Origin of the sequence: Acinetobacter sp. T_3_1 (assembly GCF_025377055.1) — a bacterium.
Lineage (GTDB): Bacteria > Pseudomonadota > Gammaproteobacteria > Pseudomonadales > Moraxellaceae > Acinetobacter > Acinetobacter kookii.
In genome coordinates this window covers 1-13,009 of the sequence record NZ_JACHVD010000011.1, presented here as the reverse complement: position 1 = coordinate 13,009, position 13,009 = coordinate 1, and the positions used below count along the sequence as shown (strand labels likewise).

The following is a 13,009-nucleotide window of genomic DNA, read 5'->3' as shown; positions in this document are numbered from 1 at the left end:
CTAAAAGGTGATGTTTTACATCGCCTTTTTTATTACTTTTTTTATATTAAGTGAATTTTAAGTTTGGTATTTTAGATTAAGGCATCAGTAAAAAGATTAGCCCAAAGTCATGTCAAATATCATCAGTCCCATACGCGATAAGATAAAGCCGATTTCATTAAGCCAGTTTAATTTGTTGCTGGCGATCTGGCTGGGTGCGATTTTAAATTTTGCATTTTTTCAGAAAATCCAGAGTTTGACTCCTTACCAGGGTCCGAAAGCCTATCTGTTTTTAATGGCAACGGTACTGGTGATTGTGGCTGCCTATAACCTGATTTTTCAGCTGATCCAGTGGAAATGGAATGCAAAAATATTTGCCTCCATCTTTTTGGTGGTGGGCGGTTTTACGGCATATTTTGTCAATAGTCTTGGTGTGGTCATTTCCCCCGAGCAAATTCAAAACATGATGCAAACCGATGCCCGTGAAGTTGGCGATTTACTGTCTTTACAGTTTGTATTGTGGACAGCTGCTTTTGTTGTGTTTCCTCTCCTTTTTATCAGTCTGGTTCGGATTAAAACTGAATCTTTGCCTCGCAAAATCATTAAAAAGCTATTGAATGGCGTTTCTTCGTTGCTGCTGGTCGGTGCTCTATTATTTCTTTTTTATGTTGATTATGCTGCAATTTTTCGGGAACATCGTGATTTGAAAGGCATGATTTCTCCACAAAATGCCATCGCATCGACCCTATCGTATTACCACAAATCGGCACCTAAAAAGAATTTGCCTTTAATTCAGTATGGGGAAGATGCTCATTTGCTTCAGCCAGTCAATGAACAGGCTAAACCGAAGCTCATGGTGTTGGTGGTGGGTGAAACAGCCCGTGCAGAAAGTTTTTCATTGAATGGCTATGTCAAAAATACCAATCCTGAACTCTCTAAACTGGACATTATTAATTTCAGTCAGGTGAGTTCATGCGGTACTGCAACCGCCGTGTCGGTACCCTGCATGTTCTCTGGCATGCCGCGTGAAGATTATGACGAACAGCTGGCCAGTCACCGTGAAGGACTGCTCGATATCGCACAGCGTGCCGGCTATAAAGTGACCTGGATGGATAATAACTCGGGTTGTAAAGGTGCCTGTGACCGGGTTGAACAGTATCAGATTCCGCAACAGCTCAAAGATAAATGGTGTGCGAAAGATGGTGACTGTTATGATGAAATTCTGGTAGATAGTTTAAAAACTTATCTGGCTACAATTCCTGAAACTGACAAAACTCCACGTTTAATTGTCTTGCATCAGATGGGTAGTCACGGACCTGCTTATTATCAGCGTTCCAAAGCACCCTTCCAGCCTTTTAAGCCAAGTTGCGATAGCAATGCAATTCAAGGTTGCAGCCGTACAGAACTGTTGAATAGTTATGATAATTCGATTGTATATACCGACCATGTTTTGAGTTCGCTCATTCAGGTGTTAAAAGGCAGCACGGCTTATCAAACCGGATTCTGGTATCTGTCCGATCATGGTGAATCGACAGGAGAACATGGCTTGTATTTACATGGCTCACCTTATGCGATTGCGCCGACCCAACAAACCCATGTTCCCATGCTGATGTGGTTTTCTCCTGAATGGACTGCACAAAATTCTGCGCAAATTACTTGCTTAACCAAGCAAAAAAGCAAAGAATTAAGTCAGGATAACCTGTTCCCGAGTCTGTTAAGTTTACTGGATGTGAAAACCCAAACCATTGATGAACAAAAAAATATGTTGCAGCAATGTCAGTCAACAAAGAAGGTATGAGTTTAAAGCATGGCTAAAATATTGATCATTGAAGATGATTTCATGATTGCTGAATCCAGCATGACTTTGCTGAAATATCAGCAATTTGATGTGGAATGGGTCAACAACGGAATTGACGGTTTAAAAAAACTCATACAGGAAAAGTTTGATATCGTCCTGCTCGATCTGGGCCTGCCGATGATGGATGGCATGCAGGTGCTGAAACAGATTCGCCAGCAGTGGCCCGCTTTACCTGTACTGATTATTTCAGCACGGGATCAACTGCAAAACCGGGTGGATGGATTGAATAGCGGGGCAGATGACTATCTGATCAAGCCCTATGAGTTTGATGAACTGTTGGCCCGGATCCATGCTTTGTTACGTCGTAGCGGGGCAGAGTCTGCGCTGCAGGACAACCCGCAAATTTTAAGTTATGGCGAACTCACGCTGGATGTCGAACAGCACATTGCCAAGTTCAAGGGGCAATATATTGACCTGTCCAATCGTGAATGGGCAATTCTGATTCCCTTGGTCAGTCATCCGAACAAGATATTTTCTAAAGCCAATTTAGAAGATAAATTGTATGATCTGGATAGCGAAGTCAGCAGCAATACCATTGAAGTGTATGTGCATCATTTACGTGCCAAACTCGGTAAAGATTTCATTTGCACCATTCGCGGCTTAGGTTATCGACTGGGACAATTATAAATCAGACAACCATAAAATCAGCTAGAAGGTCAGTCACTGGTGCAGTCACAGTATTCATTAAAAAAACGCCTGATTATTTATGTTTCGGTTTTTAGTATTGCCCTGGGCTGCTTGCTGATTTTTTCTGCTTACCGCATTGCACTACAAGAAATTAATGAAGTCTTAGATGCGCAGATGCAGAATCTGGCAGAACGCGTTGCGCAGCATGATCCTGAACCGGTGCAAAGCCAGTTTGATCAGGCTAAGCATTATCATGAAGAAGACCTGTTTGTCGATGTCTGGTCTTATGCAAATGCAGAACATAAAACTCATGCCCTGAATTTGTTGGTGCATCCTGTGAAAAAAGCAGGATTTTATACCCATAAAACGGCACAGGGGGTTTGGCATACTTACATTTTGCCTTTAGAGCATTACCAGATTCAGGTGAGCCAGCAGCAATCGACACGGCAGCATTTGGCCCTGGAACTTGCCGGCAGTATGTTTATTCCTTATTTACTGTTCATGCCCTTTATCATCTGGGGACTGAGCTGGATTATTAGCCGCAGCCTGCAGCCTCTGGATGACTTTAAAGCAGAATTGGCACAACGTGGTTCGGAAGAGTTAAGTCCCATTGAGTCGAATACTTATCCCCTTGAAATTGTGCCGACCATTATGGAAATGAATCATCTGTTTGAACGGATTTTCTCTGCACAGCAGGAACAGCGGCAGTTTATTGCCGATGCAGCACATGAGCTGCGCACGCCTATCACTGCATTGAATTTACAGATGCAAATTCTGTTAAAACAGTTTCCAGATGCTCAGGAACTACAGAATCTCAGCAAAGGATTAATCCGGATTCAGCATTTGGTCAGTCAGCTGCTGAGTCTGGCAAAACAGGATGCTTCGATTCTGGAGGTTGAAACCAAACAGCAGTTTTTACTGAATCAGGTCGCAGTAAATTGCGTAGAACAGCTCGTTCATCTGGCCATGCAAAAAGAAATTGACTTGGGTATGGAACGTCAGGAAGACGTACTGCTGCATTGCCAGGAATCTGCGGTACATTCCATTATTTATAACCTGATTGATAACGCGATTAAATACACGCCCAATCAGGGAGTGATTAATGTGTCGGTATTTGAGCAGGCGGGTTTTGCTATGATTCAGGTGGAAGACAGTGGACCCGGAATTTCTCCCGAACTGTATGAGCAAATTCTTAAGCGTTTTTATCGTGTCCATCATCATCTGGAAATAGGCAGTGGTCTGGGGCTGTCTATTGTGGATAAAGCCACAGAACGGCTCGGCGGCAAGCTTTCATTTTCCACGAGTGCAAGCCTGGGTGGCTTGCAGGTTAATGTGCAATTGCCACTCTAGCAGATCACTTTTCGCAGATGATGGGTTTTAGCAGATGGGTGTGAGCAGTTAAAATTTCTCGGCTGCCTTATCCATGCTTTGGCCTGGTGCAAATCTTTGATAATTGAGTAGATAAAAACTCACGTTAACGAGCCAGATAATCCATGCCGTCCATAAATTATGGCTGAGAAAATGTGCCCCGCGCATCATTTGCGCCCAGCCCATGGCAAAACCTAAAATAAGCCCCGAAACCAGAAAAAAATAGGCACGCTTTTTATCGGAAAGCCTGAATACAAAAAAACCCGCCATCAGTGCAAAGCCGGTACACGCATGTCCGCCCGGGAAACAGTGGCCTTTGGTGGCAGAAAAATCCCAGAAAAAACCTTGATGGGTCGGAATGGTGATATTCCAGGGGCAGGCATGGGCAGACTGCGATTTTAACAGGCCAATAATCGAGGTGGACAGGATGACCAGCCCAAAGAAATAACCATAGGTCCAGCGTAAAGCTTTGACTTTCTCAAACTTGAACGATGCCAGCCAGATTATTAAAAAGCCGACATATACTGCAATAATCAGATTTTTGACATAGCGATGGTTCAGTTCAGCTAAATACCAGTTGTCACGTAACAGGAATTTCCCGGATTCACTGACCCAGGGATGAATCAGCGCCAGATCCAGCGCGCCCCCGATCGGAAAGAAAACCAAAAGCAGGCAGAAACTGATGATGAGAAAACAGCCCTGATAGAGCATGAAGCGTTGCTGATCGTGCATAGTAAAGATCAATTGATTTTAGTGCTGCGATTACAGCAATAAAAACTTAATCCAGACTTAAGCGCGCTTGAATCGGTGGGGAAAATCGCTGCAAAGGTATCGTGTTAAGTATGATGTTGGATTAAATGCTGATAAGCATATCCAGGAAAGAGCATAATGATATAAAGCTTCAATGCTACATTAGCGGCAAGATTTGTATAGGTATTCAAATGACTATTCGTGCTGTTTTATTCGACCTGGATAATACCTTAACCCATCGCGATCAAAGTATTCTGGCGTATAGTCAATATCTGGCACAGACCTATCAGCACCAGTTACAGCATGATGCAATTGGCCAAATTCAGGCGATTATCCGTCGCATTGATAATGGCGGCTATCCGAAAAAAGAATTGCTTACCCATTCCAGTATTGCCGCGTCTGTGGCTTATGCCTTGCAGCAGGAATTAACCTGGAAAAGCTTGCCCGATCTGGATGAGCTTACCCAGTTCTGGTTTCAGCAATTTGGCTTATCCGCAGTGGCCATGCAGGGTGCCAGTCAGCTCTTAACTGAATTAAAACAGAAAGGTTATCAGCTGGCGGTTATTTCTAACGGTGGTCATGCCACCCGTTTAACCATTTTACAGGGTTTGGGTTTTAGTCATTATTTTGACGAGATTGTCAGTTCGGAACGGGTCGGCGTCAGTAAACCGAATCCGGAAATTTTTCTCTATACCAGCCAGAAGTTGGCCGTTGCACCAGAACATTGCCTTTTTGTGGGCGATCACCCGGTGAATGATGTACAAGGGGCAATCAATGCCGGTATGCAGGCTGTCTGGTTACAGGGTTTTCATGACGTTCAAGATCAGCCCATAAATCGCATTCAATCTCTGGCTGAAATTAAGCAGTTTTTATAATCACTCTCACTCATTTATTGGGTCAGGCTAAAGTCCTAGATAAAAAAAGCGACTTTTTAAAGTCGCTCTGAAAATTGAAATGTCGTTTAAATAATCAGTTTAAACTACAGCTTTAAAAAATGGTTTCTTCTGAATTGGCAGAAATTTTATGAATGGATAAATCGGCACCACGGAATTCATCTTCCTGTGATAAACGGATGCCCATGATGGCTTTCAGCGAACCGTAAACCACAAGACCGCCTGCAAGTGCAACAGAGACTGCGATTAAGGTCCCGATGATTTGCGAGATCATGGACACACCGCCTAAACCGCCGAGCCATTGCTGTCCGAAAATTCCGACTGCCAGACCGCCAAAGGTGCCGCATACGCCGTGTAATGGCCACACCCCAAGCACATCATCCACTTTCAGTTTGTTTTGGGTGTAAGTGAACAGTTTGACAAAAATGATTCCGGCAATGCCGCCAATAATCAGTGCACCGACTGGGTGAACCACATCCGAACCTGCACAGATGGCAACCAGACCGGCCAAAGGACCATTATGCAGGAAGCCCGGGTCATTCTTGCCCATGAAGTTGGCTGCAATGGTACCACCGACCATCGCCATCAGTGAGTTTATGGCAACCAGCCCAGAAATGGCATCCAGACGTTGTGCACTCATCACGTTAAAACCGAACCAGCCGACAATTAAAATCCATGAGCCAAGTGCCAGAAACGGAATGGAAGATGGCGGGTGTGCGCTGACGCGACCATCTTTTTTATAACGGCCATAACGCGCACCCAGTAAAATTACAGCCACCAGTGCAATCCAGCCGCCCATGGCATGCACCACTACAGAACCGGCAAAATCATGGAAAGCTGCCCCAAAGGTTTTGGTTAGCCAGCCTTGTAATCCCAAGTTGCCATTCCAAGCGATGCCTTCAAAAAATGGGTAGACCAAGGCAACCAGTAATAAAGTGGCAATGGCTTGAGAACGCATTTTGGCCCGTTCAGCAATACCGCCGGAAATAATGGCAGGAATGGCTGCAGCAAAGGTCAGCAGAAAGAAGCAGCGCATCAGGTTATAGCCATGATCTGCGGCCAAGGTTGCCCCGATGTGGAAAAAATGTTCCCCATAAGCAATATAGTAGCCGACAAAAAAGTAGGCGATGGCAGAGATGGAAAAATCTGTCAAAATTTTACTCAGGGCATTGACCTGATTTTTATGTCGTACAGTGCCCAGTTCCAGGAATGCAAAACCTGCATGCATGGCTAAAACTAAAACCGCACCAAGAAGGAGAAAGAGTAAATCTATATTTTGCATTTTATGGCTCCATTTTAGTGCTTAAAATCACAAAAAGAAGATCAGTATAACCATGTGATTGTTTTCGTGAAGATGGTCGAAATGAGGAAATTTTGATTAAGGCGGAGAAAAAAAACACAAGACTCGATATAAAGCAAGCACTTGCTGAAAAGCAAGGAGTCTGCACTGCTATGGTGCAACATTATTTAATTTAAATTATAAATAAACATATGATAATTGAATAAAATTTAAGAATTTTAAAGAAGTTATTTTTAAGGAGTTTTTATAGCACTGAATAGTGGCAAGTTTAGCCCGATAAAAATTTAAGTGCGCGCATTGCTCATTATGAACAAGAAATGAAAAAAATATTTAAAGCTGGGCCGATTTGGTTCAGTTTTAGGAGTTGATCATAAAAAAACCAAGCCGCAGGCGTAGGGCTTGGTTAAATTGCACACTATTTTAGTGCAAGATTTTATTCAGGAACTGCTGAGCGCGATCACCGCGTTGGGTGTTAAAGAATTCATCCTTGGTGCAATCCTCAACAATTTTCCCCTGATCCATAAAGATCACCCGGTTAGCCACCTGACGGGCGAAACCCATTTCGTGGGTCACGCACATCATGGTCATGCCTTCTTTGGCCAGTTCAACCATCACATCCAGCACTTCATTAATCATTTCCGGATCCAGTGCAGAAGTAGGCTCATCAAACAGCATCGCAATCGGGTCCATGCTCAAGGCACGGGCAATCGCAACGCGCTGTTGCTGACCGCCGGAAAGCTGCGCAGGAAATTTAGAAGCATGTGCGCTGAGGCCAACACGGTCTAAATAAGCCAGCCCTTTTTTCTTGGCTTCGGCTTCAGAACGCCCCAATACTTTGACTTGGGCAATGGTCAGGTTTTCGGTAATGCTCAAATGCGGGAACAACTCAAAATGCTGGAACACCATACCCACACGGCTGCGCAGTTTGGTCAGGTCGGTTTTGGGGTCCTTGATGGAAATCCCGTCCACAATGATATTGCCTTGCTGGAACGGTTCCAGTCCATTCACGGTTTTAATCAGGGTTGATTTACCTGAACCTGAAGGCCCGCACACCACCACCACTTCACCTTGGTGAATCTGGGTGGTGCAGTCGGTCAATACCTGAAAATCTTTGTACCATTTACTGACATTCTGCAGGTCAATCATCACTTTACCATCAGTCATACAGTTAACTTCCTTTGTAATTTTTTAACGGCATAGGTCGCGATCATACTCACAGTGAAGTACACCAAACCTGCAAATAAAATATATTGGGTCAATAACGACATCAGGTCGCCACGGACATAGTTGGTCCGGAAAAAGTCCAGTAAACCAATGGCATAAACCATGGTGGAATCCTGAAACAGGATAATGGTCTGTTGTAACAGCAGCGGTGTCATTTTACGGAAGGCCTGCGGCAGAATGATCAGCCGCATGGACTGGCCGTAACTCATGCCAAGGGCATAGGCGGCTGCGGTCTGACCTTTAGGAATGGATTGAATTCCGGCCCGGACAATTTCCGAAAAGTATGCCGCTTCAAACAGCATAAAGGCCACGATACTCGACACCAAGGCGGTATCAATGGTCAGGTAATTTCCCGTGACTGCGGTATAGATAAACGGCACCGCAAAATAGAACCACATCAGTACCAAGAGCAAAGGGATGGAGCGAAACAGATTGACATAGCCTTGCGCAAATAAATTCAGGACTTTAAAGGAAGACAGGCGCATTAAAGCCAGCAGGGTACCAATCAAAATACCGCCGATGGTGGCACTGAACACCACTTTCAAGGTAATGCTCAAACCATGCCACAAGGCAGGAGCAGACAATTGTAAGTCATTTAAAAATGCAGTGAGCCATTCCATTATTTATCTCCTGCAATCAGACCGGGAACACGTAAGCGTTTTTCCAGCATATTCATTGCCTGAATTAAACAGAAGTTAATCACAATGAAGATGATGGTCACATAGGTATAAATTTCGATGGTGTTCTGGGTATATTCACTGATGGTTTTCATCTGGGAAATAATTTCTGCCACACCGACCAGGGATGCCACCGAAGTATTTTTGACACAGTTGGTCAGCTCGGAACTTAGTGGCGGTAAAATCATGCGGAAGGATTGCGGCAGAATGACATAACGGTAAAGCTGAGCAGTTGTAAAGCCCATGGCATAACCGGCATTCACCTGACCGACCGGCAAGGCTTCAATTCCGGTACGCACCTGTTCACAGACCCGTGCTGCGGTAAATAGCCCCAAACCGACACTGGCTGAAATCAGGGCCGTGGTATTGGCACCCAGGTCATTCATCCACCATAATTTAATCGGCGCGGGTAAAAAGTTGGGAACCACATAAAACCAGATAAACAATTGAATGAGCAGGGGAACATTACGAAACAGGGTGACATAAGCGGTACCTATACCCCGTGCGGTTTTACTGGGCAATGTGCGCATGATACCCAGGATGCTGCCCAGAACCATGGCAATGCTCCAGGCCACAATGGCAATCACCAGCAGCCAGCCCAGCCCGGTCACAATCCAGTTCAGGTAGGTCGTGTCACCTACACCGGTAGACTGTAATAAAACTCCCCAGTTCCAACTATAATTCATAGTAACTCCTGAGTAGCATCAGGCAAAAAAGTCCTTTTTCTGCCTGATGGATAAAGTTGTTGTTCTAATGCTTATTGGTCACGATCATGCGGATTGCTGATTAAAGCCTTCAACTGATCGGACATCTGGAAGTTCAGGTTAATATTTTTCGGTGGAATCGGCTGCTGGAACCATTTTTCATACATCTTGTTGATTTCACCAGAGCTATAGGTGGCTTTAATGGCGTCATCCACCACCTGTTTAAAGCCGGTATCGCCTTTACGCAGCATACAGCCGTAAATTTCATGGATGGGTGCAGTTCCGACAATTTCCCATTTATTCGGGTCAGCCGCCTTGGATTTCTCACCGGCAAGCAAGATGTCATCCATCATAAAAGCCGCCGCACGGCCATTTTGCAGCATCAGGAAAGATTCTGCATGGTCTTTGGCCGAAATGATTTCGCCAATGCCCAATTCCTGCTGATGCTGGCGGATATAGCGTTCCGATGTCGTCCCCGCTGTGGTGACCAGTTTTTTACCTTTCAGGTCGGCAAAATCTTTCACTCCGGAATCTTTTGCCGTCAGCAAACGGGAGCCGACTTCAAAGAAACCGACCGAGAAATCAACCTGTTGCTGACGTTCCTTGTTATTGGTGGTTGAGCCACATTCCAGATCTACCGTACCGTTTGATACCAGCGGAATCCGGTTTTGGCTGGTCACCAGGTTATAGCGAATTTTTAAATCCGGCATGTTCAGCTTTTTCTTCACCGCTTCTACAACTTTTAACTGTAAATCGTGTGCATAGCCCACCGGCTGATTCGGATTATCGGCAATATAGGAGAATGGAATGGAAGAGTCGCGATAGCCCAGCACAATGGTGCCAGACTTTTTAATTTTATCCAGCGTACCTGAAGCAGAGGCATCTCCACCGGCAGGCTTTTCAGAGGATGGAGCTTTATTGTCACTACACGCACTCAGACCGAGCATGAGTGTGCTTGCGCAAAGTAAAGAGGTGATATTACGTTTATATGTCATGTATAAAACTCCTTTTTATATCCTTATCATCAAGTGCCAAGTTGCCCATAGAAAGCCACTTATTTTTTTATGCAAAAGATGTTTTCTTTTCTGTCTATAAGTACATCAGTTTTCATCTTAAGCGAGTTTTGAAGGATTGCTCAAGCAAATTTTTTTACCGTTTTGTTACCAATAAATGACTATGAAATAAATGTTTTTTTGGTCAAAGCCTCTTAACACGAAGCCTTAACTGCAGCAGGAAACATGCCAGCTGGAATATGAGTTTTAGGGCTTCGACTAAAGTTCTACTCGCTAAATTTGAATAAAAGATAAAAAGAACTTGAGGGCGTTCCGGATTATCTGAGCATCTGTTCCCTGATAGCCTTGGCCCAGCGGCAACAGCCACAGCGCGGGCAGGACTGCTCGGGCTGGTCAGGATGATCGACATAGCCACAGTACATGCAGGCATAATGAGTGTTGGGTTCTATCTGAGTAACTTTCTGATATTGCTTGGGAAACAGCGGCAACCCATAACGGATGTCTTCAGGGCGAAAAAGCAGGATACTAAATTTACCATCGCTTTCGAGCAGCCCGGCACGCACCTGACCCAGATGTTCAATGCCTTGCTGGCGCATTTCGGCAAAGAACTCGTCGTGTGACATTTTCCCGCGCTTGATTTTCTCCAGTACCAATACACCATCTTCTACAATGTACAGCGACTTGCCTTCCAGTAAATCTTCAAAGGGCTGGTATTTCATCATCAGCCAGGTGGTCAGGCGGTACATCATGATGATGACGCTCATGATCAGCAGGGCCTGAATTAAGGGCAAGTCTTCGGTAAACATCGGGTCGCCGGCAATCGAGCCGAGGGACAAAATAATGGCCAGTTCAAACACCGAAAGCTGCCGGACTCCGCGTTTCCCCGTCAGACGTAAAAACAGAATAATCATGATAAACATACACACACAGCGCACCACAATTTCAGCGGCAAATTCCCAGTTGGTGTCGTGTATGAAAATACTGGCCCAATCCATGTGTGCTTCCTTTCTCTGCTTTATTCATCACTCTTTTATACTATGCACGAGTAGAGCAGGAGGTATCTTTATATTTCGGTAAAGAACTGCAATTATTTTAGTGACTTAGTTAATTCAAAAAATTACCTGATCTGAAAGCGTGTAATGCTAAGGCTTACTTGCTCAGTATTTTGCTGTGCTTCAGTTTTACCGAAATGAGCCAAAAAATACTTTCACATAAATCAGGTATAATTTTTCTTTTGCTTTTATCTTCCCTATGTCTTTTGCGCTGAAAACCACGCCACAAACGGTACTTGAAGTCTCACCACAGCATCAAAAGCTGAATCGTTTAATTGATGAGATTGAACAGCAGAAACAGTTATTGCTTGCATGGCAACATGCCAAAGATGAGATTCGTGCCTATAGCCAAAAAGCTCTGATGCCTGCATATCGAGATTTATACAGTACGCTGTATGAGCAGATGCAGACCTTATGGAATAGCCTAAGTCTTTATGGTTTAAGTAAGTCAGACACTGCTGTGGTGGAAGATAAAATTCAGACTTTAGTGCGTTTGCTACAAGGTTCACATTTACTCAGTCAAAAGCAGATGGATGAAGTGGAAAAGATGCATGCGTACTTTATGCAGGCGAGTGAATACACGAAGAAGAAAAAGAAAGTTAAAGATCAAGGTGCTGAGCCTGAAAATGAGGGCTTTGACGCCGTTGATGAGTATGAAGATTGGAACAGTGACCAATATCAACAGGTACGTGAGCAAGCTAAGCTGAAACGTCAGCAGGATAAACAAGCGCAAGCTGAAAAATTAGTGAATCAATCCTTAAAAACGGTGTATTTAAAAATTGCTTCCATCATTCACCCTGACCGTGAGCCTGATGACTCGAAAAAGGCTGAAAAGACTGAACTTCTACAACGTGCCAACGAAGCCTATGAGCAGGAAGATTTGTTCTTTTTACTCAAACTTCAGTTAGAAGTAGAGCAAAGTAAGAATGGTTCAAATAAAGGTTTAAGTGCGGAGCAAGTGAGGTTTTACCAACAGGCTTTAGAAGCGCAAAGCCAAGCCTTAAAGAAACAGATTCAGGAACTGATTGATTCTTTAGTGTGGTCAAATAAAGCCAAAATTGCGGTGCAGAAGTCAAAAGGGCAACTCAATATTGAGCAGTTATATAAGCAGATAGATGCGGATGTATCAGCGGTGAAGCAACAGCTTAAAGCGGAAAAGCAAAGGCTGATGTATATGGGGAAAGAGAGTGGGTTGGAGATGTTGTTGGAGCATCAAGTTTTATGATTTACCTCTTTAGCTTTACCTCTCCCCTTGCACAGCAGTGCTGCTCATCTCCTGAAAGGAGAGGGAAAAATCCATTACATAGCAGATTTAAACTGTAAGTTTGGTGATGGTAATTAGTATAAAATTTAATAATAACAATTAGGTTCGCAATGAACGTTCCCTCTCCCTCTGGGCATAGGTATCTACACATCTTTAGGCACCTAATGCAATGGTTGCAATTTCATTCAGTTCATCTATTGAATATTCTGAGAGCAGTTGAAGGGTATTCAGTAAAATCGAAAGTCCTGCCAATATGGCAGGCGCACTTTCTATCTTGCCTCTTTTCTGCTGTCTGCCTGA

General features: G+C 44.1%; 12 protein-coding genes and 1 pseudogene. 5 read left to right on the top strand and 8 right to left on the bottom strand.

Going from position 1 to position 13,009, the window contains the following annotated elements; translation table 11 throughout:
* Positions 1-109: 109 nt before the first annotated feature.
* From H4I94_RS10995 to H4I94_RS10985, 3 genes are read left to right on the top strand one after another with little or no spacing between them, the layout of a single operon-like run.
* Complete coding sequence (locus tag H4I94_RS10995) at positions 110-1,777, top strand: phosphoethanolamine transferase (RefSeq protein WP_261183132.1); 1,668 nt, start codon at positions 110-112, stop codon at positions 1,775-1,777.
* 9 nt (positions 1,778-1,786) lie between these two features.
* Positions 1,787-2,464: a response regulator transcription factor gene (locus H4I94_RS10990; protein WP_092819771.1), complete on the top strand. Its 678-nt coding sequence runs from the start codon at positions 1,787-1,789 to the stop codon at positions 2,462-2,464.
* 39 nt (positions 2,465-2,503) lie between these two features.
* Entirely contained in the window at positions 2,504-3,814 is a 1,311-nt protein-coding gene (locus H4I94_RS10985; RefSeq protein WP_131274114.1) for an ATP-binding protein, read from the top strand.
* Between the two features lie 48 nt (positions 3,815-3,862).
* Here H4I94_RS10985 and H4I94_RS10980 read toward each other — a convergent pair whose 3' ends face one another.
* Positions 3,863-4,564 (bottom strand): phosphatase PAP2 family protein, encoded by a 702-nt coding sequence (locus H4I94_RS10980; protein WP_261183131.1) that lies wholly within the window; start codon positions 4,562-4,564, stop codon positions 3,863-3,865.
* 209 nt (positions 4,565-4,773) lie between these two features.
* Here H4I94_RS10980 and H4I94_RS10975 point away from each other — a divergent pair, with 209 nt between their 5' ends.
* Entirely contained in the window at positions 4,774-5,457 is a 684-nt protein-coding gene (locus H4I94_RS10975; protein WP_261183129.1) for an HAD family hydrolase, read from the top strand.
* Positions 5,458-5,569: 112 nt separating this feature from the next.
* Here H4I94_RS10975 and H4I94_RS10970 read toward each other — a convergent pair whose 3' ends face one another.
* The 6 genes from H4I94_RS10970 to H4I94_RS10945 all read right to left on the bottom strand — a co-directional run bounded on the left by H4I94_RS10970 (position 5,570) and on the right by H4I94_RS10945 (position 11,388).
* Entirely contained in the window at positions 5,570-6,757 is a 1,188-nt protein-coding gene (locus tag H4I94_RS10970) for an ammonium transporter (RefSeq protein WP_261183128.1), read from the bottom strand.
* 438 nt (positions 6,758-7,195) lie between these two features.
* Positions 7,196-7,921: an amino acid ABC transporter ATP-binding protein gene (locus tag H4I94_RS10965; protein WP_171458688.1), complete on the bottom strand. Its 726-nt coding sequence runs from the start codon at positions 7,919-7,921 to the stop codon at positions 7,196-7,198.
* Between the two features lie 14 nt (positions 7,922-7,935).
* Positions 7,936-8,619 (bottom strand): ABC transporter permease subunit, encoded by a 684-nt coding sequence (locus tag H4I94_RS10960; protein ID WP_092819765.1) that lies wholly within the window; start codon positions 8,617-8,619, stop codon positions 7,936-7,938.
* Positions 8,619-9,362: an amino acid ABC transporter permease gene (locus H4I94_RS10955; RefSeq protein ID WP_131274109.1), complete on the bottom strand. Its 744-nt coding sequence runs from the start codon at positions 9,360-9,362 to the stop codon at positions 8,619-8,621. The genes H4I94_RS10960 and H4I94_RS10955 overlap by 1 nt, the downstream gene beginning before the upstream one ends.
* 71 nt (positions 9,363-9,433) lie before the next feature.
* On the bottom strand, positions 9,434-10,375 hold the full coding sequence (locus H4I94_RS10950) for a transporter substrate-binding domain-containing protein (protein ID WP_131274108.1): 942 nt from the start codon (positions 10,373-10,375) through the stop codon (positions 9,434-9,436).
* Between the two features lie 335 nt (positions 10,376-10,710).
* Complete coding sequence (locus H4I94_RS10945) at positions 10,711-11,388, bottom strand: YetF domain-containing protein (RefSeq protein WP_261183127.1); 678 nt, start codon at positions 11,386-11,388, stop codon at positions 10,711-10,713.
* Positions 11,389-11,644: 256 nt separating this feature from the next.
* Between H4I94_RS10945 and H4I94_RS10940 the strand changes: the two genes are divergently transcribed.
* Complete coding sequence (locus H4I94_RS10940; protein WP_261183126.1) at positions 11,645-12,670, top strand: molecular chaperone DnaJ; 1,026 nt, start codon at positions 11,645-11,647, stop codon at positions 12,668-12,670.
* A 192-nt stretch (positions 12,671-12,862) separates the two neighbouring features.
* On the opposite strand, the pseudogene H4I94_RS10935 reads toward H4I94_RS10940, so the two are convergent.
* Positions 12,863-13,009: pseudogene (locus H4I94_RS10935) on the bottom strand (transposase); the annotation flags it as partial.